Annotated in this window: 21 protein-coding genes; 10 read left to right on the forward strand and 11 right to left on the reverse strand. The window is 66.1% G+C overall.

Features of this window, described 5'->3' with window-relative positions:
• Positions 1-37: 37 nt before the first annotated feature.
• The 6 genes from IE101_RS04340 to IE101_RS04365 all read right to left on the reverse strand — a co-directional run bounded on the left by IE101_RS04340 (position 38) and on the right by IE101_RS04365 (position 5,712).
• Positions 38-1,141, reverse strand: coding sequence for an ABC transporter substrate-binding protein (locus IE101_RS04340; RefSeq protein WP_189632541.1), 1,104 nt, complete (start codon positions 1,139-1,141; stop codon positions 38-40).
• Between the two features lie 262 nt (positions 1,142-1,403).
• Positions 1,404-2,801, reverse strand: a complete 1,398-nt coding sequence (locus IE101_RS04345) for an aspartate aminotransferase family protein (RefSeq protein ID WP_189632542.1) — start codon at positions 2,799-2,801, stop codon at positions 1,404-1,406.
• Positions 2,802-2,924: 123 nt separating this feature from the next.
• Complete coding sequence (locus tag IE101_RS04350; protein ID WP_189632543.1) at positions 2,925-3,602, reverse strand: GntR family transcriptional regulator; 678 nt, start codon at positions 3,600-3,602, stop codon at positions 2,925-2,927.
• Between the two features lie 173 nt (positions 3,603-3,775).
• A complete protein-coding gene (gene olsA / locus IE101_RS04355; protein ID WP_189632544.1) occupies positions 3,776-4,603 on the reverse strand; it encodes a lyso-ornithine lipid O-acyltransferase in 828 nt (275 codons plus the stop codon).
• On the reverse strand, positions 4,600-5,397 hold the full coding sequence (gene olsB / locus IE101_RS04360) for an L-ornithine N(alpha)-acyltransferase (RefSeq protein WP_189632545.1): 798 nt from the start codon (positions 5,395-5,397) through the stop codon (positions 4,600-4,602). The genes olsA and olsB overlap by 4 nt, the downstream gene beginning before the upstream one ends.
• A 129-nt stretch (positions 5,398-5,526) precedes the next feature.
• On the reverse strand, positions 5,527-5,712 hold the full coding sequence (locus IE101_RS04365; protein ID WP_189632546.1) for a DUF3553 domain-containing protein: 186 nt from the start codon (positions 5,710-5,712) through the stop codon (positions 5,527-5,529).
• Positions 5,713-5,747: 35 nt separating this feature from the next.
• Between IE101_RS04365 and IE101_RS04370 the strand changes: the two genes are divergently transcribed.
• Positions 5,748-6,344 carry a histidine phosphotransferase family protein gene (locus tag IE101_RS04370; RefSeq protein WP_189632547.1) on the forward strand — a complete coding sequence of 199 codons (597 nt, stop codon included), beginning with the start codon at positions 5,748-5,750 and terminating at the stop codon, positions 6,342-6,344.
• Between the two features lie 14 nt (positions 6,345-6,358).
• On the opposite strand, the gene IE101_RS04375 is transcribed toward IE101_RS04370, so the two are convergent.
• From IE101_RS04375 to IE101_RS04390, 4 genes are all read right to left on the reverse strand, one after another.
• Positions 6,359-7,630 (reverse strand): glutamate-5-semialdehyde dehydrogenase, encoded by a 1,272-nt coding sequence (locus tag IE101_RS04375; RefSeq protein WP_373296051.1) that lies wholly within the window; start codon positions 7,628-7,630, stop codon positions 6,359-6,361.
• 68 nt (positions 7,631-7,698) lie between these two features.
• Positions 7,699-8,826 carry a glutamate 5-kinase gene (gene proB, locus IE101_RS04380; RefSeq protein ID WP_189632548.1) on the reverse strand — a complete coding sequence of 376 codons (1,128 nt, stop codon included), beginning with the start codon at positions 8,824-8,826 and terminating at the stop codon, positions 7,699-7,701.
• Positions 8,814-9,845 (reverse strand): GTPase ObgE, encoded by a 1,032-nt coding sequence (gene obgE / locus IE101_RS04385; protein ID WP_189632549.1) that lies wholly within the window; start codon positions 9,843-9,845, stop codon positions 8,814-8,816. The genes proB and obgE overlap by 13 nt, the downstream gene beginning before the upstream one ends.
• A 211-nt stretch (positions 9,846-10,056) precedes the next feature.
• A complete protein-coding gene (locus tag IE101_RS04390) occupies positions 10,057-11,541 on the reverse strand; it encodes a divergent polysaccharide deacetylase family protein (protein WP_229804009.1) in 1,485 nt (494 codons plus the stop codon).
• 157 nt (positions 11,542-11,698) lie between these two features.
• On the opposite strand from IE101_RS04390, the gene IE101_RS04395 reads away from it, so the two are divergent.
• From IE101_RS04395 to lexA, 7 genes are all read left to right on the forward strand, one after another.
• Positions 11,699-12,280 (forward strand): anthranilate synthase component II, encoded by a 582-nt coding sequence (locus tag IE101_RS04395; RefSeq protein WP_189632551.1) that lies wholly within the window; start codon positions 11,699-11,701, stop codon positions 12,278-12,280.
• A complete protein-coding gene (gene trpD, locus IE101_RS04400) occupies positions 12,277-13,290 on the forward strand; it encodes an anthranilate phosphoribosyltransferase (protein ID WP_189632552.1) in 1,014 nt (337 codons plus the stop codon). The genes IE101_RS04395 and trpD overlap by 4 nt, the downstream gene beginning before the upstream one ends.
• The gene (locus IE101_RS04405) at positions 13,290-13,943 is read left to right on the forward strand and encodes a uracil-DNA glycosylase (protein ID WP_189632553.1); all 654 of its coding nucleotides are present in this window, start codon (positions 13,290-13,292) and stop codon (positions 13,941-13,943) included. The genes trpD and IE101_RS04405 overlap by 1 nt, the downstream gene beginning before the upstream one ends.
• Before the next feature lie 68 nt (positions 13,944-14,011).
• On the forward strand, positions 14,012-14,824 hold the full coding sequence (gene trpC / locus IE101_RS04410) for an indole-3-glycerol phosphate synthase TrpC (RefSeq protein ID WP_189632554.1): 813 nt from the start codon (positions 14,012-14,014) through the stop codon (positions 14,822-14,824).
• A 1-nt stretch (position 14,825) separates the two neighbouring features.
• Complete coding sequence (gene moaC / locus IE101_RS04415) at positions 14,826-15,305, forward strand: cyclic pyranopterin monophosphate synthase MoaC (RefSeq protein ID WP_189632555.1); 480 nt, start codon at positions 14,826-14,828, stop codon at positions 15,303-15,305.
• Complete coding sequence (locus tag IE101_RS04420) at positions 15,302-16,477, forward strand: molybdopterin molybdotransferase MoeA (protein WP_189632556.1); 1,176 nt, start codon at positions 15,302-15,304, stop codon at positions 16,475-16,477. The genes moaC and IE101_RS04420 overlap by 4 nt, the downstream gene beginning before the upstream one ends.
• Before the next feature lie 82 nt (positions 16,478-16,559).
• A complete protein-coding gene (gene lexA, locus IE101_RS04425; RefSeq protein ID WP_189632557.1) occupies positions 16,560-17,252 on the forward strand; it encodes a transcriptional repressor LexA in 693 nt (230 codons plus the stop codon).
• Here the strand turns inward: lexA and IE101_RS04430 are convergent.
• On the reverse strand, positions 17,246-19,309 hold the full coding sequence (locus tag IE101_RS04430) for a ComEC/Rec2 family competence protein (RefSeq protein ID WP_189632558.1): 2,064 nt from the start codon (positions 19,307-19,309) through the stop codon (positions 17,246-17,248). The two genes, lexA and IE101_RS04430, sit on opposite strands and share 7 nt — an antisense overlap.
• A gap of 75 nt (positions 19,310-19,384) precedes the next feature.
• On the opposite strand from IE101_RS04430, the gene gltX reads away from it, so the two are divergent.
• On the forward strand, positions 19,385-20,794 hold the full coding sequence (gltX, locus tag IE101_RS04435; protein ID WP_189632559.1) for a glutamate--tRNA ligase: 1,410 nt from the start codon (positions 19,385-19,387) through the stop codon (positions 20,792-20,794).
• 72 nt (positions 20,795-20,866) lie between these two features.
• Complete coding sequence (gene gltA / locus IE101_RS04440; protein WP_189632560.1) at positions 20,867-22,162, forward strand: citrate synthase; 1,296 nt, start codon at positions 20,867-20,869, stop codon at positions 22,160-22,162.
• The last annotated feature ends 94 nt before the right edge of the window (positions 22,163-22,256 follow it).

Here is a 22,256-nt window from a genome sequence, read left to right on the forward strand (position 1 = left end):
CGCGTGGCAGGCCGGGGTCGGTCAGTCTCAGGTCCGGTTACTGGACGTTGGCGCCCACGACCGCATCCCATCCCCCGGTGACGGCGGCCTTGTTGGCGTCGACCTCTTCCAGCGTCGGGAAATAGGCGGCCTCATAGCTTTCGGCCGGCGGCAGTTTCGACATGGCCTCGGCATCCAGCTTGCCCGCGGCCGACATCGCGTTGAAGCGGGCCGGGTGGCAATAGCCCTTCAGCCAGAGGTTCTGGCCTTCATCCGAATAGAGGTATTCCATCCACAGCTTCGCGGCGTTCGGGTGCGGCGCATAGGCGCTGATGCCCTGCACATAAACCCCGGCCAGAACGCCCGACTTCGGCACCACGACCTCGACCGGCGGGTTGCCCGCCAGCTCATCGCGCCAGGCAAGGGCGTTATAGTCCCATGCGATGGCGATCGGGGTCGCGCCCTGGGCAATGGTGCCCGCCTTGGCGATGACCGGCACGAAGTTCCCGGCCTTGTTCATCTCGGCGAAATAGTCGAGCCCGGCCTTGCCAGCAGCCTCACCCGCGGCAGCGCCGGTCGAAAGGCCCGCGGCCAGAACCCCCAGAATCGCCTGGTTCGAGGCGCGCGGATCGCCTGCCAGCGCAACCTGACCGGCATATTCCGGCTTGAGCAGATCCGACCAGTCGGCCGGGGTATTGGCGACCAGATCCTTGTTCACGATGAAGGACATGACGCCGTAATAGTCGCCATACCAATAGCCTTCGGCATCCTTGATGCTCTCGGGGATCTCATCCCAGGTCGAAACCTTGTAGGGTTGCAGCAGCCCCTCGGCCTTCATCTGCGGACCGAAGGCCAGGCCCACGTCCACCACATCGGGGGCCTGCGGGCCCTTGTTGTCCTTGTTGGCCTTAATGGCCTCGACCTCATCGGCCGAACCGGCATCGGGGTTCAGCTCGTTCACGGCGATGTCGGGATACTTGGCCTTGAACCCGGCGATCACATCGCCGTAGCCACACCAGCTGTGCGGCAGCGCGATCACCGTCAGGTTGCCCTCGGCCTTGGCGGCCGCCTCGATCTCAGCCAGCGACTGCGCGCTGACCATGCCCGTCGAGGCGAGCAGCGCCGCAAGCGTCACGGCGACGGTGGATTTCTTCATCGTCATCTTCATCTCCCTTGGGCCACTTCGGCCCCGTTGGTGACTGAGGCGTCTTATTCTTGTCGTGCAACGGTTTCGTGCATCTTTCGTGACACCAGAATGTAAGCGCGGATTTCGTGATGGCGCAACGACTCTGTCACGCTTTCGTTACGTTTTCTTCATCGAAACTTCACAGGAATGAATGGTTACAGCAGCGCGATGACAAAAAGAAAGCGGACGCAAATATTGCGCCCGCTTTTTTCTTCGTTTCGGTGCGGTTTGGCGCGAATCACGCCTCTTGCCACAGACCCTCTTCGCGGACCTGCTTATAGGCTTCGTCCAGCGACAGCCGCGCCCGTGCGATCAGCACATCGATCTCTTCCGGCGTGATCACCAGCGGCGGCGAGATGATCATGCGATCATAAACATGGCGCATGACCAGATTGTTGCGGAAGCAGCGTTCGCGCGTCCGCAGGCCCACCGTGCCGGGTTTGGCCGCGAATTTCGCCCGCTTTTCCTTGTTCGGGGTCAGTTGCAGCGCCCCCATCAGCCCCACCAGCTTGGTTTCGCCCACCATCGGGTGATCGGCCAGCGCGTGCCAGCGTTCGGCCAGATAGGGATGGGCCACGTCGCGCACGTGATCGATGACCCCGTCCTCTTCGATGATCCGCAGATTTTCCAGCGCGACGGCCGCCGCCACCGGATGGCCGGAATAGGTATAGCCGTGGTTGAAATCGTCATCCGCGCTGCCCACGACATGGGCGATCTCGTCGCAGACAATCGACCCGCCGATCGGCTGATAGCCCGAGGACAGCCCCTTGGCGATGGTCATGATATGCGGCTTGATCCCGAAGGTCTGGCTCCCAAACCAGTTGCCAGTGCGGCCAAAGCCGGTGATGACCTCGTCCACGATCAGCAGAATGCCATATTTGTCGCAGATGCGCTGGATTTCCGGCCAATAGGTGCTGGGCGGCACGATCACGCCCCCCGCGCCCTGGATCGGCTCGCCGATGAAGGCCGCAACCTTTTCGACACCCAGCTCAAGGATCTTCTCCTCCAGCTCGCGCGCGCGCATCAGGCCGAATTCTTCGGGGGTCATGTCCCCGCCCTCGGCCCACCAATGCGGCTGGCCGATATGCTCGATCCCGTCGATCTTGCCGCCGGCGGCATGGATATAGGTCATGCCCCCCAGGCTGCCGCCACCCATGGTCGACCCGTGATAGCCGTTGCGGCGCGCGATGATCACGCGCTTCTCTGGCTGGCCCTTGATGTCCCAATAACGGCGCACAAGGCGGATATTGGTGTCATTGGCCTCCGACCCGGAGGACGCGAAGAACACATGGTTCAGATCGCCCGGCGCCAACTGGGCCAGCTTTGCCGCCAGCGCGATCGCCGGCACATGGGTCGTCATGAAGAAGGTGTTGTAATAGCTCAGCTCGCGGATCTGCCGCGCCGCCGCCTCGGCCAGCTCCTCGCGGCCATAGCCCACATTCACACACCAGAGCCCCGCCATGCCATCGATGATGCGGTTGCCCTCGCTGTCCGTCAGCCAGACGCCCTTGGCCGCGGTGATGACGCGCGCGCCCCGCTTGGCCAGCGCCGCATCCGAGGTGAAGGGATGCATGTGATGGGCGGCGTCCAGCGCCTGCAGCTCTGCCGTGGGCAGGTGATTGGTGATCTTGTTCATATTGGCCTCGACACGGGGATAGGGGCAGATCGAACGCCGACAAGCCGGATTCGACGCCTTTCCCCCACTCTAGGCCCTTCTCGACCGCAGCGCAAGAATTTGATCAAATTAAAGCGCAGCCCGTCAGATCGCCTCATCCGCCAGCGCCGCACGCACCTGATCCACCCCCTGGGCAATGTCTTCGCGGATCGCCGTGGCCAGCGCCGCCGCATCCCCTGCCCGCAAGGCCGCCAGGGCCTCGGCATGGCGATCCGGCAATCCCAGCGCGATATAGCGCGACAGGATCACCCGCAGCGACGGCCCGAACCGCAGCCAGACCGACCGCGCAATGTCCTCCAGCACGGTCGCCCCCGCCGCCTCGTAAAGCGCAAAGTGGAAGGCATGGTTCAGCCGCAGATAGGTAGTCACATCCGCCGCCCGGATCGCAGGCTCGATCCCGGCATCAATCTCCTCCAGCCGCGCCAGCAGCGCGGGCGTCACCTGCGGACAGGCCAGCTCCGCCAGCTTCGGCTCCACTGCCTCGCGCACATGCACAAGCTGCTCCAGCAGCTGCGGCGTCATCTTCGGCACGCTGACACGGCGGTTGTCATGCAGGACCAACGCCCCCTCGGCCGTCAGCCGTCGGATCGCCTCGCGCACCGGGGTCATGCCCGCCTCCAGATCGCGGATCAGCCCCTGAATCGTCACCGGTTGCCCCGGCGCCAGCACGCCAAACAACACCATGTCCCGCAGCCGCAGATAGGTCAGCTCATGGGTGGGCACCTTGCGCGTTTCTGCCTGCCCCTGCCCGTTCTCGTCCATGCACACCTCCCCGGCTTTCCGGCACCATAGGCACCACGGCCGGATTTGATCAAGTAGCCCCGCACCCGGTCCCGAACGACCCGACACCGCTGCAACTTCCCGTTGTTGAAATATCCTCGGGGGAAGGCGCCAAAGGCGCCGCGGGGGCAGACAGCCCCCGCCTTCTGCCCCGCTCAGCCCTGCTCCAGCACCAGGGGATGGGCGGTGCGGATCACCCGCTCGCAATAGGCCGCCAGCTCCTTTCGGCCGGGAAATCCGTCAACCGGCACGGGGGGGTGAAAGATCACCTCGATCCGCCCCTGCCGCGGCGTCGCCAGCACCTGCATCAGATGCCCGGCAAAGCTCATGTCTGCCCACCAGCCATAGAACCGCGGATCCCGCCCCTTGGGTGCATGATAGACCACCGTCACCGGCTGGATCTGCAGCACCCGGTCCATGCCATGGGTGAAAAACGCCTGAAACAGCGGTGTCTTGAAGGGCAGCACGTGCAGCGTATCTGTCGATGTGCCCTCCGGGAAGAACAGCAGACGATGGCCCGCACGCAGACGCTCTTCCATCATCTCCTGCTGGCGCTTGGCCTCGGTCCCCTTGCGCGCGATGAACATCGTCCCCGTCACCCGCGCCAGAACCCCGATGGCGGGCCAGCCCGCGACATCATCCTTCGACACAAAGTAAACCCGGTCCGCCGCATTCAGCGAAAAGATGTCGATCCAGCCCGCGTGATTGGCGACAATCGCCCCCTGCCCCTGCATCGGCCGGCCCTTGCGGTGATAGCGGAACCCCATGATCGCCAGCGCGGCCCGACACACCCCCTGCGTGATCCAGGGCGTCCAGGGGCGGTTGACACCATAAAGCGGCCGCTCGATCCCCCGCAACAGCAGGAACACCAGCAGCGCCCCATAGGTCACGCATGCCAGCAGCGGCGCGCGCAGCACCACCAGCGCCCATCCCAGCGGGCCAATGCGCGGCATCTCCATCCGCTCGTGCTGCCAGTCGCTCACGCGCCCTCTCCATGTTTGCGGACATAGTAATCGCGGTGCCGGGCCGACATCCGCGCGGTATCCATCAGCAACAGCACATCTACCGTGTTGAAGGCATGGTCGATCCAGGCGCCATCGCCCACCATGCCCCCCAGCCGCAGATAGGCCTTGATCAGCGCGGGCGTCGCCTGCATGGCGGCGCGCCGCTCGACCGCCTCGGGCGGCAGCATGGCCATTTCGGCCCGATGCGGCGGCAGGGCCACGGGCCGTAGCGCCGCGGGCGCCAGATGGTGATGGTGCAGATAGGACAGGGGCTGCGCCAGCGTCGCCACATCCGTGCCGGGGAAGGACGCCGTGCCGAACATCAGCTCCACCTCCCGCTCCAGCACATAATCGGCCAGCCGGTTCCACATCAGCATCATCGCCGCCCCGCCGCGAAAGTCGGGATGCACGCAAGACCGCCCCAGTTCCAGCAGCCGCCGCCCGCTGGCGCGCAGCGCGGTCAGGTCATATTCCCCTTCGGAATAAAAACGTTGTCCAGCCGCCAGCCGATCCCCCGGCAGCAGCCGGTAGACCCCCACCACATCCTCCAGCGCCTCTGCATCGCGCCGCCGGTCGATCAGCAGAAGATGGTCGCAGATCGGATCGAAGGCATCACATTCCAGCCGCGCCGCATGATCCACCAGCGCCCCGTCGCTGCCCATCTCTTCGACAAAGACGGCATAGCGCAGCCGCTGCGCCGCCCGCAGATCGCGCGCATCCGCCGCCAGACGCAGCTCGAAGGCGCCATCCTCGTCGGTCCGGCTCTCGGTCATGCCCTCATCCCTCTTGCCTGCACGCCCCCGGCCCCGCCCTGGCCCGAAAGGCCCAAGCCCACGCCCCGGCCCGCGCAAGGTAGCGCAATCTCAGGTTGCAATTCTGCCCCGCTGCCCCATAGTCGGGCCTCAGGTATCGAAGATCCGTGTCAGGGCAATCTGCGCCCCGTCGATGACGACCTTGCCACGATGTTCGAAGTTCACGGTGATGCGGTTGCCGATGTTGGATTGCACCTGCCCCAGGCCCCAGTCGGGTTCCTGCGGGTGGCGGACCAGCATCCCCGGCTCCAGCAGTGCGTTCAATCCAAGGCTCATCCCGTTTCCTTCCTCATGCGGCCCCATCAGCAACCATGACCGATCGACCCGACATCCTTGCCCTACTCGGCTCCCGAATCTGCCACGACCTTATCAGCCCCATCGGCGCCATCGGCAATGGGGTCGAGCTTCTGATGATGGAGGGGGCAAGCCCCGGCCCCGAAATGGCGCTGATCGCGGAAAGCGTGGCCAATGCCAATGCGCGCATCCGCTTCTTCCGCATCGGCTTTGGCGCGGCGGGTGCGGAACAGCGCATCGGCCGGACCGAGGTTCTGGCGCTGTTCGCCGATCTCATGCGCGGCGGGCGGCTCAGCCTCGACTGGTCCAGCCCCGCCGACCTTCCCCGACGCGAGGTGAAGCTCGCCTTCCTTCTGGTCATGTGCCTTGAAACCGCGATGGCCTTCGGCGGCAAGATCAGCGTCAGCGTGGTGGACGGCCGCTGGCATGTCACCGGCCGCGCCCCCCGTCTGCGCATCGACCCCGACCTGTGGGAGGTGCTTTCGAACCCCGCCGCCCGGCATGAGGTGACGCCTGCGCAGGTCCATTTCGCCCTGATCCCGGAAGAAATGGCCCGCCTCGGACGCCAACTGGTGGTCGAGATCCGGGAAGAGGAACTGCGCCTTTCGTTTTGAAACCGGCCGGGCGCTCAGGCCCGGCAGGTGCCATCCCCGGTCACAAGGTATTTGAAGCTGGTCAGCTGCTCGGCCCCGACCGGCCCGCGCGCATGCATCTTGCCCGTGGCGATGCCGATCTCGGCCCCCATGCCGAACTCGCCCCCATCAGCAAACTGGGTCGAGGCATTGCGCATCAGAATCGCCGAATCAAGCCGCTGGAAGAACCGCGCCGCAGTGGCGTCATTCTCGGTCAGGATGCTTTCCGTATGGCTCGAACCATGGCGGCGGATATGGGCGATGGCCTCATCGACCCCATCGACCAGCTTGGCCGCGATGATCATGTCCAGAAACTCGCGCCCGAAATCCTCGGGCTTGGCCGGAACGGTGCCCGGCACCCGCGCCAGCTCACCCTCGGCGCGCACTTCCACGCCCTTGGCCAGCAGATCCTCGATCAGCACCGCACCATGCCGGGCATAGAAGGCCCGATCGATCAGCAGACATTCGGCCGAGCCGCAAATCCCGGTGCGGCGGGTCTTGGCGTTGATCACCACCCGACGCGCCTTTTCCAGATCGGCATCACCATCGGCGTAAACGTGGCAGATGCCCTCGAGATGCGCGAAGACCGGCACGCGCGCCTCTTTCTGCACAAGGCCCACCAGCCCCTTGCCCCCGCGCGGCACGATCACGTCGATATGCTCCACCGCCTGCAACATGGCCGACACCGCGGCGCGGTCGCGCGTCGGCACCAGCTGGATCGCGGCCTCGGGCAGCCCGGCCTGCCGCAGCCCTTCCACCATGCAGGCATGGATCGCAGCCGAGGAATGGAAGCTCTCCGATCCCCCGCGCAGAATGACGGCGTTCCCCGCCTTCAGGCACAGCGCCCCGGCATCCGCCGTCACATTGGGACGGCTTTCATAGATCACGCCCACCACGCCAAGGGGGGTCGCCACACGCTGGATATGCAGCCCCGTGGGACGATCCCATTCCGCCAGAATCCGCCCCACCGGATCAGCCTGCGCCGCAATCGCACGCAAACCTTCGACAATCCCGCCGATCCGGCCCGCATCCAGCATCAGCCGGTCCATCATCGACGGCGACAGCCCCTTGTCGCGCCCATAGGCCAGATCCTCGGCATTGGCCGCAATGATCGCGTCCTGCCGCGCCAGCACGACCTCGGCCGCCGCCTCCAGCGCCGCGCGCTTGGCCTCCGATGGGGCAAAGGCCAGCTCCGCCGCCGCCTCGCGGGCTTTCGCCCCGATCCCGCGCATCAGCTCGCCCACATCTTCCATCGTCAGCCTCTTCATCTTGGCTCAAATATCCTCGGGGGGTCTGGGGGGCAGACAGCCCCCCAGCCTTCTTCCTTCCGGCCGTCTCAAACCACCATGTCGTCGCGGTGGATCAGGGCCGCGCGGCCCTCATACCCCAGAATGGCGGCAATATCGCCCGAGCGATGCCCGGCAATCGCCCGCGCCTCGTCCGAGGTGTAGCGGATCAGCCCGCGCCCCAGCGCCACGCCATCCGGCCCGATGATCGCCACCGGCTCACCCCGGCCAAAGCTGCCCTCGACCACGACCACACCGGCGGGCAGCAGGCTTTTGCCAGCCCGCAGCGCCACCACGGCCCCGGCATCGACCTGCACCCTGCCCCGGTCCTTCATCGCATTGATCCAGCGCTTGCGCGCGACCTGCGGATCGCCCTGCGCCACGAACCAGGTGCGGTTCGCACCCTCGGCCAGCGCCTTCAGCGGCCGCAGGGTCGACCCCTCCATGATCGCCATGGCACAGCCGCCCGCGACGGCGGTCTTGGCCGCCATCAGCTTGGTCTTCATCCCGCCCTTCGACAGGCCGGAAATCGGATCGCCCGCCATCGCCTCGATCTCGGGGGTGATGGTCTCCACGATGTCGAACCGCTCGGCCGTGGGGTCCTCTTTGGGATTGGCAGAATAGAACCCGTCCACATCCGACAGCAGGATCAGCTGATCCGCCCCCGCCGTCACCGCGATCTGCGCGGCCAGCCGGTCGTTGTCGCCATAGCGGATCTCATCGGTCGCCACGGTGTCGTTTTCATTGACGATCGGCACAACGCCCAGACCCAGCAGCGTCTCCATCGTCGCACGGCTGTTCAGATAGCGGCGACGATCCTCGGTATCTTCCAGCGTCACAAGGATCTGCGCGGTGGTGATGCCATGGGGGGCCAGAACCTCTTCATAGGCGCGGGCCAGACGGATCTGTCCCACCGCCGCCGCCGCCTGCGATTGTTCAAGCGTTAGCGGCCCGGCCGGCAGGCCAAGGATCATCCGCCCCAGCGCGATCGAGCCTGACGACACCAGCACCACATCGGTGCCGCGCACCTTCGCCTCGGCCACATCCAGCGCAAGCGCCGAAAGCCAGCCCTGTTTCAGGCCCTTCACCCGGTCCACCAGCAGGGCCGAGCCGATCTTGATCACCAGACGCTTGGCGGCCCGGACATCGGGCGCCGACAGGGTGCTCAGGGCTGCCACGGCGTATTCTCCACGGGTTGCTGGGCCTTGCGGTCGGCCATGATCTCGGCATGCAGGGCGCGCAGCACATCCTTCAGGCCCTCGGTCGTGGCGCCCGAAATCAGATGCACCGGCCCGCCCGAAGCCTTTTCCAGCGCCCGTTTCCGGGTGCCGATGGTCTTCTTGTCCAACGCATCGATCTTGTTCATCGCAAGGATGCGCGGCTTGTCGGCCAGCTCTTCGGCATAGGCCTCAAGCTCGCCCACGATGGTGCGGTAATCCTTGGTGATGGTCGATGAGGTACCATCCACCAGATGCAGCAGCACCGAGCAGCGTTCGACATGGGCAAGGAACTGGTCGCCCAGCCCCCGGCCCTCGGATGCGCCCTCGATCAACCCCGGAATATCGGCCATCACGAATTCGTGCCCGTCGATCCCCACGACGCCCAGGTTCGGCACCAGCGTTGTGAAAGGGTAATCCGCAATCTTCGGCCGCGCATTCGACACGGCGGCGAGGAAGGTGGACTTGCCGGCATTGGGCAGCCCGACCAGACCCGCATCAGCGATCAGCTTCAGCCGCAGCCAGATGGTGCGCTCGACCCCTTCCTGACCGGGATTCGCGCGGGATGGCGACCGGTTGGTCGAGGATTTGAAATGCAGGTTGCCAAAGCCGCCGTTGCCGCCCTTGGCGAGCAGCACGCGCTGCCCGACCTCGGTCAGGTCGGCGATGACGGTTTCTTCATCCTCGTCGATGATCTCGGTCCCGACAGGCACGCGCAGGACGATCTCGTCCCCCGACTTCCCGGTGCGTTGATTGCCCATGCCCGGCTGGCCGGATTTCGCAAAGAAATGCTGCTGATAGCGGAAATCGATCAGGGTGTTCAGCCCTTCGACCGCCTCGGCCCAGACCGAGCCGCCATTGCCGCCATCCCCCCCGTCGGGGCCGCCGAATTCGATGAACTTCTCGCGCCGGAACGAGACGCAGCCCGAACCACCGCCACCCGAGCGGATATAGACTTTGCAGAGGTCAAGGAACTTCATCGGGGCAAACCTTTGGGTCAGGAACGGACGGATCGGGATCGGCGGACAGCATCCCGCGTACGCGCCGGACGCGTCCGCAGGTCTTTTGCGATTGGCGATAGCCGCGCGGCGGCCCATGTGCAAGCATCGGCTGCATGGCGCGGCGCAATCTGCGGCAGCTATCAGCCGTCTGCGCCCGCGTCCAGCCCTGACATCTGCGCTTGCCGCGCGGTCAGCGCGCCTGCAGCACCGCCGTCAGCGGCGCCAGCGCGACCGACCCGGCCCGCCCTTCCAGCGACCATTCCATCAGCGCGGCGATGGTATCGGGCGTGGCATGTCCCAGCACCACCACCTGCCCATCCTGGGCGGCCTTGAAGGCGGCACGGTCCAGATAGCGGCGGATCACCGGGGCGCTTTCGCCGCCCGCGTCCAGCTCGCGGAAGATCAGCGCGGCAGGAACCGCCTCGCGCCGGGCAACCTGATCGCCCGCATTCAGCCCCTTGTCGAAGGTCACAAGGCCGCGTCCCTGATCCTTGATCACCGGCACCAGATCGGTGGCAAGCTTGCGGTCATTCTGGAAGCCGCCGGTGGGCAGATCGACCACAGCCACCGCCTCAGAGAGCGCCTTGTCATGGGCAGCAAAGGTGACCTGCAGATCGGAAGGCTTGGCCCCCTCGGGAATGGCCGAAGCCAGCATCGCCACCTCTTTCCCGGCCTTGCGGTAGGTGGCTGCGCGCGCGGCAGCATCGGGGTCCGTAGGGTCCAGCACCACCGTCACAGGCAGCGGCAGCGCCGCCAAGGCCGCGCGATCCACAGGCGCCTTGCCGTCATCCACGATGAGAATGGCATAGAGCGGCTTGTTCTGCGGATTGGCAAAGGACACCGCAAAACGGACGATCGGGCGGGGATCATCCGCCGCGGGGGCCATATCCGGCGCGGCCATAGGCGGCGTGGCCTCGATCCGCGGCAGGCGGTCGGTTGTCACACCTTCGGCGGGCGCAATGCCGGGTTCCGGCCGGTCGAGCAGCGGCTCGGCCGGTGCCTCGGGCGCGGGGGGCGCGGTCACGGGGGCAGTCACGGGGCTGGTCGAGGCCGCGTCCTCGGCAAAGGGGGAATGGGCCGGAACCTCACCCGGCAGGGGGGCCAGCATTGTTTCTTCTTCGGGCGACAGCGGCGGCACGGGCGGCAGATCGGGCTCGGCAGGCAGGGCATCGGCGATCTTGCCCGCCTCGGGCAACGCGGGTTCCGCCAAGGCGGTCGGTGCAGCAGGGGCCTCGGGCGCGGACGGCGGTTCCGCCACGACCGGTGCTTCGGGGGCGGCGGGGGCCGTGGCAACGTCGGCGTCTGCTGCGGGCGGTGCGACATCTTCTGGCGACGTTGCAAGTTCGGGCGCAAGGTCAGGCGCAGATTCAGGTTCGGCCACGGTCCCGGCGGCAGTATCGGGAGCCAGCGTCACCTGCGCGGCCGCGTCAGCGCCATCCGTTGCCTGGCCGGGAACGGTCACTTTGGGAAGGGCTTGGGCGGCAGGCTCTGCCACAGGCGCAGTCGACACGTCAGGCGCGGCCACCTCGGGCGCGGCCTTCTGCGGCGCGGCAGGTTCATTCGCGGCCACCATCGGCGCGTTCCCCTTGGGCAAGGGGGCCAGCTGCGACACCACCCCAAGCCCCAGAACCGCAACCACACCGCCCCAGATCACGCCTGTCACAAAGCCACGCACTGCTGCCTCCACACGTTCCGACGGTTTCCCCGCCGTTTGCCTTCTGGTTCCGCGGGGCGGTTTGACTTGACCTCGCCGCGCGGCTGGCCCCATGTATAGCGCGACGATGCGCGGGGATGCACCCCCTTTAGCGCCCCCAACTGCAAGGCCCGCCCCGATGCTGCTGCTGATCGACAATTATGACAGTTTCACCTACAACCTCGTGCATTATCTGGGCGAGCTGGGGGCCGACATCCGCGTCGTGCGAAATGACGCGATGAATGTGCAAGAGGCCATGGCCCTGCGCCCGGAAATGATCGTGCTGTCGCCCGGCCCCTGCGATCCGGCACAGGCCGGTATCTGTCTTGCCCTGACCGCCGCGGCCGCCGAAGCAAAGATCCCGCTGCTGGGCGTCTGCCTTGGCCATCAGACTATCGGTGAGGCCTTTGGCGGCAAGGTCATCCGCTGCCACGAGATCGTGCATGGCAAGATGGGCACCATGCATCATTCCGGCAAGGGGATCTTCCGCAACCTGCCCTCGCCCTTCCAGGCCACGCGCTATCATTCGCTGGTGGTGGAAAAGGAAAGCCTGCCCGACTGCCTTGAGGTCACCGCCTGGCTTGAGGATGGCACCATCATGGGCCTGCGCCACAAGACGCTGCCCATCGAAGGCGTGCAGTTCCACCCCGAAAGCATCGCCAGCGAACATGGGCACCAGTTGCTGAAAAACTTCATCGACGGCGTGAAGGTGTCGGCATGAGCGACCGGCTGAAACCGCTGATCGGTGTCGCCGCCACCCGCCCGCTGACCCAAGCCGAGGCCGAAAGTGCCTTCGAGGCGCTGTTCGAGGGTGAGGCCACGCCCGCCCAGATGGGCGGTTTCCTGATGGCGCTGCGGACGCGGGGCGAAACCGTGGCCGAATATGCGGCTGCGGCGGGCGTGATGCGCGCGAAATGCAATGCGGTGCGCGCGCCTGCGGGGGCCATGGATATTGTCGGCACCGGGGGCGATGGCAAAGGCACGCTGAACATCTCCACCGCGACGGCCTTTGTCGTGGCGGGCGCGGGCGTCGTGGTCGCCAAACACGGGAACCGCAACCTTTCGTCCAAATCCGGCTCGGCCGACGCGCTGACGGAAATGGGCCTGAACGTGATGATCGGGGTCGAGCAGGTCGAACGCTGCCTGGCAGAAGCCGGGATCGGCTTCATGATGGCACCGATGCACCACCCGGCCATGCGCCATGTTGGCCCGGTCCGGACGGAACTGGGCACCCGCACCATCTTCAACATCCTTGGCCCGCTGACCAACCCGGCAGGGGCCAAGCGGCAGCTGACCGGCACCTTCAGCGATGCGCTGATCCGGCCCATGGCCGAAACGCTGCGCGTGCTGGGGTCGGAAAAGGCGTGGCTCGTGCATGGCGGCGACGGGACGGATGAAATCTCGATCGCGGCGCCCACCAAGGTGGCGGCGCTGGCGGCGGGCGAGATCACCGAATTCACCGTGACGCCCGAAGACGCAGGCCTGCCCTTCCATCCGTTCGAGGCGATCATCGGCGGCACCCCGCAGGAAAACGGCGCAGCCTTCCGCCGCCTGCTGGAAGGGGAGACCGGCGCCTATCGGGATGCGGTGCTGCTCAATTCCGCGGCGGCGCTGGTGGTGGCGGATCGGGCAGCGAACCTTGCCGAAGGGGCCGAGATCGCGCGCCAGTCGATCGACAGCGGGGCTGCCCTTGCCAAGGTCGAGGCGCTGGTGGCGCTGACCCGGGCGTGATGCTGCCCCCGCCCCCCCGCGATTGGGCCGATCTGCCCTTTTTCCGCACCGATTGGCCCGCGCTGGCCGCCCGGCTTGCTGAAACGCCGGACTGGCAGCCCGCGCAGATCTTTCGCGCGCTGGACCTGACGCCGCGCGCCAAGGTGCGGGCGGTGATCCTGGGCCAGGACCCCTATCCCACGCCGGGCCGGGCCACGGGCCTCGCCTTCAGCTTTCCGCCCGGTGAACGCCCGCAGGATTCGCTGCGCAATATCCTGACGGAACTGCGCCACGATCTGGGCGTTGAAAAAACCGACGGAGACCTGACCGGCTGGGCCGAACAGGGGGTGCTGCTGCTGAACGCGGTGCTGACCGTGCCGGTCGGGCTGTCCAACGGCCACAAGGGCTGGGGTTGGGAGCGGTTGGTGGCGCAGGTTCTGGGCGCAGTGGCCGCCGACGGGCCGCGGGCCTTCCTGCTCTGGGGGCGACCGGCGCAAAAGCTTTGCGCGAAGCTGCCGCGCCACGCAGGCGCATTGGGCGACCATCTGTTCCTTGAATCGCCGCATCCCTCGCCGCTTTCGGTGCATCGCGGCTTTTACGGATCGAAACCCTTTTCTAAGGTCAATGACTGGCTGGTCGCCCGTGGCGAAAGCCCGATCGACTGGTCACACTGACCACAGGTCGGGTTTTCAAACCCGTCGCCAGACGCTACGGCAAACCGACAGACGCGCAGGAGGCAGACATGAGCACCATTCTCGACCGGATCAAGGCTTACAAGCTTGAGGATGTCGCCGCGCGAAAGGCGGCCCGGCCCCTTGCCGATCTGGAAGATGCCGCCCGCGCGGCGCCTGCCCCGCGCGGCTTTGCCAAGGCGCTGCGACAGGCCGCTGCTGCCGGCTATGGCCTGATTGCCGAGATCAAGAAGGCCAGCCCGTCCAAAGGCCTGATCCGCCCCGATTTCGATCCGCCCGCGCTGGCCCGCGCCTATGAGGCGGGCGGCGCCACCTGCCTTTCCGTGCTGACCGACGGGCCGTCGTTCCAGGGGGCGGACGAATATCTGGTGCAGGCACATGATGCGACGAACCTGCCCTGCCTCCGCAAGGACTTCGTCTATGACGCCTATCAGATCGTCGAGGCGCGCGCGCTCAAGGCCGATTGCATCCTGCTGATCATGGCCTCGCTTGATGACGTTCAGGCCGCCGAGCTGGAGCAGGTCGCACTGGATTTGGGCATGGATGTGCTGATCGAGGTGCATGACCGCGCCGAGCTGGACCGTGCCGCCAAGCTGAAATCGCCGCTTCTGGGCATCAACAACCGCAATCTGCATACCTTCGACGTGACCTTGGACACGACCCGCGATCTGGCCCGCCGCGCGCCGGAGGACCGGCTGATCGTGTCGGAAAGCGGTCTTTTCACCCCCGCCGATCTGGCGGATATGGCGCAATATGGCGCGCGCTGCTTCCTCATTGGCGAAAGCCTGATGCGTCAGGCCGATGTAACGGCGGCAACGCGCGCGATCCTCGCGCAGCCGCTGACGGCGCAAGGGGGGGCGTAAGATGTCGGGCCTCACGCATTTCGACGCAGCCGGCCATGCCCATATGGTCGATGTTTCCGACAAGCCCGTGACGGCGCGCATCGCCGTGGCGCGGGGCGTGGTCCGTATGTCGGCGGAAACGCTTGCCATGATCACCGAAGGGCGCGCGAAGAAGGGCGATGTGCTGTCTGTCGCGCGACTTGCCGCGATCATGGGGGCCAAGCGCGCCGCCGATCTCATCCCGCTCTGCCATCCGCTGCCGATCACCAAGGTTGCGGTTGACCTGACCGCCGACCCCGATCTGCCCGGCGTGGTGGTTGAGGCGACGGTCAAGACCGGCGGTCAGACGGGGGTCGAGATGGAGGCGCTGACCGCCGTATCGGTCGCCTGCCTGACAATCTACGACATGGTGAAAGCGGTCGAGAAATCCATGACCATTGAAGGCATCCGGCTTGTCCTGAAGGACGGCGGCAAATCCGGCCGGTATGAGGCCGAAGCATGATCACTGTCGAAGACGCGCTGGCCCGCGTTCTCGATCTGGCCACCCCTATGCCCGCTGAAACCGTCGCGCTGGCCTCGGCCGCGGGGCGCTGGATGGCGGAACCCGCAACGGCGCGGCGCGATCAGCCGCCCTTCCCCGCCTCGGCAATGGATGGCTATGCCGTGGGCGACAGCGCCCCCTTGGGCCAGACCTACCGCGTCATCGGTGAAGCGGGCGCAGGGCACGGCTTTGCCGGAAAGATTGGCCCGGGCGAGGCGCTGCGGATCTTCACCGGCGCCCCGGTGCCCCCCGGCGCAACCCGCGTGATCCTGCAGGAAAACACCCGGCGCGAAGGCGATGTGGTGACGGTGACCGAGGTCTCCGACAATGCCAATATCCGCGCGCGCGGCGATGATTTCGCGCTTGGCGCGCAGGTGCCGCCGAAACGTCTGGGCGCGAATGACCTTGCGCTGCTGGCGGCGATGAATGTGCCGCAGGTCGCGGTGCGCCGCCGCCCCGTGGTGGCCATCTTGGCCACCGGGGATGAGCTGGTGATGCCGGGCGAAGACCCCGGCCCGGACCAGATCATCGCCTCGAACTCTTTCGCGATCAAAGCCTTGGTCGAGGCAGAGGGGGCCGAGGCGCGCCTTCTGCCCATCGCCCGCGACACCGAGGCCAGCCTGCGCGCGGCCTTTGATCTGGCCGAAGGGGCCGATGTGATCGTGACGATCGGGGGCGCCTCGGTCGGGGATCATGACGTGGTGGCGCGTCTGGCCGAAAGCATGGGGCTGGAGCGCAGCTTCTACAAGCTCGCCATGCGGCCTGGAAAACCGCTGATGGCAGGGCGTCTGCGCGGGGCGGCAATGCTGGGCCTGCCGGGCAATCCGGTGTCGGCCATCGTCTGCGCGCATCTCTTCCTGCTGCCACTGGTGCGGGCGATGCTGGGCGACCCGGCGCCGCAGCCCAAGGTGCTGCAGGCGGTTCTGGGATGCGATGTCGCCGCCACCGGCCCCCGCACGCATTACATGCGCGCGCGCCTTTCGCCCGGTGAAAGCCTGCCGCAGATCACCCCGTTCGGGCGGCAGGATTCGGCGCTGCTGACCGTTCTGTGCGCGGCTGACGCCCTGCTGATCCGCCCGCTGGGCGATGGGCCGCGTCGGGCCGGTGAGCGCGCGGCATACCTCGCGCTCTGATCGAAACGGCTTGACACAAAAGGGGAACACGGGCAGAACATAGGGCAAACACCCCGGCTGACCTGCGAAAGGGTTTTGCGGCATGCTGACGCGCAAGCAACTGGAACTGCTCGATTTCATCCGCACCCGCATGGACCGTGACGGTGTTCCCCCTTCCTTCGACGAAATGAAGGAGGCGCTCGACCTGCGGTCGAAATCGGGCATCCATCGCCTGATCACTGCGCTGGAAGAACGCGGCTTCATCCGCAGGTTGGCCCATCGCGCCCGCGCCATTGAAATCGTCAAACTGCCCGAGGCGATGGAGAAACCGGGTTTCAGCCCGCGCGTCATCGCAGGCGACCGCCCGCAGGCCGATCCTCCGCGCAGCGCAATGCCGGTGCAGGCGATCCATGCGCTGGAATTGCCGGTCATGGGCCGCATCGCCGCCGGTGTGCCGATTGAGGCGATTTCCGAAATTTCCCACCACATCGCCGTGCCGGGGACCATGCTTTCGGGTCAGGGCCAGCACTATGCACTGGAGGTGCGGGGGGATTCGATGATCGACGCCGGGATCAATGATGGCGACATCGTCGTGATCCGCGAACAGGCCACGGCGAATAACGGCGATATCGTTGTGGCGCTGGTCGATGACAGCGAGGCGACGTTGAAACGCTATCGCCGCAAGGGCAGCATGATCGCGCTTGAGGCCGCAAACCCCGCCTACGAACCCCGTGTCCTGCCAGAAGCGCGGGTCAAGGTGCAGGGGCGGCTTGTCGGGCTGATCCGCAGCTATTGATCCGGGTGCCAGCGGCGGTGGCCGGGATAGGCCACTTCAACCCGCAGGCCATCGGGGTTCGCCCAGATGGCCATGGCCCCTGACCGTGCAAGATCAGCCTGATCAATCAGAAGGCAGCCCTGCGGGCGCTGCGTCAGACGTGCGGCCACAATCACCAATGCCGCTTCTGCGCAGGCGCGCGATACCTCTGCCTCGGCCCCTTTTCCTTTCAGGTGGATGCCGGTCAACTGGCCCAATTGAAAGCGATGCAGACGCCCCTCGGCGCGAAAACCGGGACGGTCCGCTGCGGTGCGTTGATCTGCCAGATCGCCATCATCCTCCAGCCAGCTTTGGGCGACGAAGCCCGCCCCTTTCGGATGGGAAATCGCCCGTCCTTCCGCGCTGTCCAGACCCAGAATGGCGGCGTCCGGCGCGATCAGAAGATCGGGCCGTCGCTCCTGTGACCAGATCCCGATCGCAACAGCGACGGGAAGAAACCCGATCAGCCGCCAGCGGCCGAGGCAAGCACAGATCCAGATCCCACCGACCGAGATCAGCGGCAAAACCCAAGGCCCCGGCGCGATGATGGCCGTAACCGCGCCCTCGCGTTCGGCCACCTTTCCGGCGACGAACAAGATCCATTCACACCCAAGGCCCATGATCCGAAGCGGCAGATCCTCCAAATCCAAAGGCGCGGCAAGCGCGGCAACCGCCCCCGCCGGCATGACCACCGCCCCCATCACCGGCACGGTCAATAGATTGGCAACAAAGCCGAAATCGGCAAAGCGGTTGAAATGTGCCGCCCCGAATGGGGCCGTCGCCACCCCGGCCACCGCGGAAGACAGCACCAAGGTCACCGCCGGCATCACCCATCCCGGCACCCGCCCCCCCAGAAGCAGCGGCTCGGCAATCCGGAAGCCTGCAATCAGGGCGGTGGTCGCGGCAAAGGACATCTGGAAGCCGGGATCGAGCAAGCTTTCGGGGCGCAGCACCAGCAAGACCACTGCCGCCAGCGCCACGGACCGCAGGCTTATCGCGCGGCGGTCCAGCACCACCCCCCCCAGCATGACACAGACCATGATGAAGGCGCGCTCCGTGGCGACATTCGCACCCGAGAGCAGCAAGTAGAACCAGGCCACGCCAAAGGACAACACCGCCGCGATCTTCTTGGCATTGACGCGCAGCGCCAACGGCGGGACCAGCGCGATACCTGTCCGCACCAGCGCGAACACGAATCCGACCAGAAATGCCATGTTCATCCCTGAAATCGCCAGGAGATGCGCGAGGCTTGAATCCCGCAGGGCGCTTACGGCCTCAAGGCTCAGGCCCGATCGGTCGCCGGTCATCACCCCGGCCGCAAAGGCCCCGGGATCCCCCGGCACATGGGATGTGATCCCGCGTGCAAGCGCCGTCCGCGTGCGGTTCACCCATTGCTCGGCGCCTGTGGGCTCTGCCACCAGAAGAACGGGGTGGCGCGTGTAGCCCACCGCGCCCAGGCCCTGAAACCAGGCAACACGCCGGAAATCAAAGCCCCCCGGCGCGACTGGCCCTTCGGCGGCCGCCAGATGCGCGGTCATCTGCACGGTCTGCCCCGGCGCGGGGTCGAGCCATGGCCAATCCCCATGCAGGGACAGCCGCACCCGCAGCGGCGTTCGCGCGGGTGGCACATCGGCCAGCACCACCTGATCCAGTGTCAGGCGCAGTGCATCGGTTTGCGAGCGGTCGATGTCGACAATGCGCCCCTGCACCGGGCCGTAATAACGGAACGACAGCACCGGCGCGGCCACCAGACGCGACCGCAGATCCGCCGCCAGAAAGCCTGCGCCCAGCAGCGCCGCGGCGATCACCACCGGGTGCAGCCATTCCGGCCCCCAGAGCCGCACGGCAGCCAGCGCCAGCACCGCCGCCGCGACCGCCACCAGCACCATCCCGCCCGGATCATCGGGCCGCAGGAACCACAGACCGGTGCCCGTGCCCAACCAGACCGGCACCCAAGGGAACAGCCGCCCCCGCGCCTCCGTCAGCCGGTCGAAGGGCCATGCCACGACCCGGACCAGCCCCTGCGCCCTGCCCGCCACCTTGTTTCCGCGCCTCCGCTCGCCTATCACACGGCAAAGGCTAGCGCCGTCAAGGTTTCCGAAAGGTTAACATCCATGAACACTGCCCCGAAGCAGGTCGTCACCCGTTTTGCCCCCTCGCCCACCGGCTATCTGCACATCGGCGGCGGCCGCACGGCGCTGTTCAACTGGCTGTTTGCCCGCGGCCGGGGCGGCAAGTTCCTGCTGCGGATCGAAGATACCGACCGCGAGCGTTCAACCCCCGAAGCCACCGCCGCCATCCTGCGCGGGCTGGAGTGGCTGGGCCTCGACTGGGACGGCGACGTGATCAGCCAGTTCGCCCGCCGCGACCGCCATGCCGAGGTCGCGCATGAGATGCTGGCCCGCGGCACGGCCTACAAGTGCTTTGCCACCAAGGAAGAAATTGACGCCTTCCGCGCCGAAGCCGAGGCGAAGGGCACCTATGCCCTGTTCCAGAGCCCATGGCGCGATGCCGACCCCGCCACCCACCCCGATGCGCCCTATGCCATCCGCATGAAGGCCCCGCGCGACGGCGAGACGGTGATCGACGATCAGGTTCAGGGCAAGGTGACGATCAAGAACGAAACGCTTGACGACATGATCGTGCTGCGGTCGGACGGGACGCCGACCTATATGCTTGCCGTGGTCGTCGATGATCACGATATGGGCGTGACCCATGTCATCCGGGGCGACGACCATCTGGTGAACGCCGCCCGCCAGCAGATGATCTATGACGCGATGGGGTGGGACATCCCGGTCTGGGCGCATATCCCGCTGATCCACGGGCCGGATGGCAAGAAGCTGTCCAAACGGCATGGCGCGCTCGGGGTCGAGGAATATCAGGTCATGGGCTATCCGGCGGCAGGGATGCGCAACTACCTGACGCGTCTGGGCTGGGCGCATGGCGATGCCGAATTCTTCACCAGTGCGCAGGCCATGGAGTGGTTCGACCTCAAGGGAATCGGTCGCGCCCCGGCCCGGCTGGATTTCAAGAAGCTCGAGAATCTCTGCGGCCAGCACATCGCGGCGGCCGAGGATGCTGCGCTGCTGCATGAACTTGAGGCGTTTTTGGCCGCCTCGGGCCAGTCTGCCCTGACGCAGACCCAATCTGCGCTGATGCTCAAAGGTATGGGTGGGCTGAAGGAACGGGCCAAGACCTTCCCGGAACTGCTTGAAAAAGCCCGTTATATCCTTGTTTCGCGGCCGATTTCGCGGGACGAGGCAGCGGAAAAGGCGCTTGATACGGTATCCCGTGGTATACTGAAATCATTGACGCCGCGCCTGCGAGATGCTAGCTGGACGAAGAACGATCTGGAGGCCATCCTCACCGCGGCCGCTGCCGAACACGGCATGGGCTTTGGCAAGCTGGCCGCCCCCTTGCGCGCGGCGCTGGCCGGGCGCACGGTAAGCCCCAGCGTCTATGACATGATGCTTGTCATCGGTCAGGACGAGACGATAGCGCGGCTGGAGGATGCCGCGGCCTGATCGCCGCGCCTCTGCCGGAACCATTCGCGCAGCGCCGTTTCGGCGCTGCATGCCAACGCAGAGGGACGTGATATGGCAGAACCGACCAGGACCGCGAAGCTGACCATCGACGACAAGGTCATCGAATTGCCCATCCAGTCTGGCAGCATCGGTCCCGATGTTCTGGACATCCGCAAACTCTATGGCCAGGCCGATGTCTTCACCTTCGACCCCGGCTTCACCTCGACCGCCGCCTGCGAAAGCGCCATCACCTATATCGATGGCGACAAGGGCGAGTTGCTGCACCGCGGCTACCCGATCGACCAACTGGCCGAGAAGTCGCATTACCTCGAGGTCTGCTACCTGCTGCTTTACGGGGAACTGCCGACCGCCGTTCAGCTGTCGGATTTCGTGGGGCGCGTGACGCGGCACACCATGCTGCACGAACAGATCCACAACTTCTTCCGTGGCTTCCGTCGTGACGCCCACCCGATGGCCACCATGGTGGGTGTCGTGGGTGCCCTGTCGGCCTTCTACCACGATTCGACCGATATCAACGACGCCTGGCACCGCGAGGTTTCGGCGATCCGCATGATCGCCAAGCTGCCGACCATCGCTGCGATGGCTTACAAATACTCGATCGGTCAGCCCTTCGTTTACCCGAAGAACTCGCTCTCTTATGCGGGGAACTTCCTGCACATGTGCTTTGCCGTTCCGGCCGAAGACTATGTGGTGAACCCGATCCTCGAAAAGGCCATGGATCGCATCATGATGCTCCATGCTGACCATGAACAGAACGCCTCGACCTCGACGGTGCGTCTGGCCGGGTCTTCGGGTGCGAACCCCTTTGCCTGCATCGCCGCCGGCATCGCTTGCCTCTGGGGCCCGGCCCATGGCGGCGCCAACCAGGCCTGCCTGGAAATGCTGCGCGAAATCGGCACCGTGGATCGCATCCCGGAATTCATCGCCCGCGCCAAGGACAAGAACGACCCGTTCCGCCTGATGGGCTTTGGCCACCGCGTCTACAAGAACTTTGACCCGCGCGCCAAGGTGATGAAGGAATCGGCGGACGAGGTTCTGGGCCTGCTCGGCATCGAGAACAACCCGACCCTGCAGGTCGCCAAAGAGCTGGAACGCATCGCCCTGTCCGACCCCTATTTCGTCGAGAAGAAGCTCTACCCGAACGTCGATTTCTATTCGGGCATCATCCTCGATGCGATGGGCTTCCCGACCTCGATGTTCACGCCGATCTTTGCGCTGTCGCGCACCGTGGGCTGGATCAGCCAGTGGAAAGAGATGATCGACGATCCGACCCAGAAGATCGGCCGTCCGCGCCAGCTCTATACCGGGCCGCAGCGCCGCGATTACCCGGATATGCGTCACCGCTGATCGCGGATCACTTTGCAGAAAGGGCAGCCCTCGGGCTGCCCTTTTTCATTGCGCGGGCGGGCCGGGCGGGGGCAGATGGGGCAAAACGGCAGGA

The sequence above is a fragment of the Gemmobacter lanyuensis genome, from assembly GCF_014652355.1.
Taxonomy (GTDB): Bacteria; Pseudomonadota; Alphaproteobacteria; order Rhodobacterales; family Rhodobacteraceae; genus Gemmobacter; species Gemmobacter lanyuensis.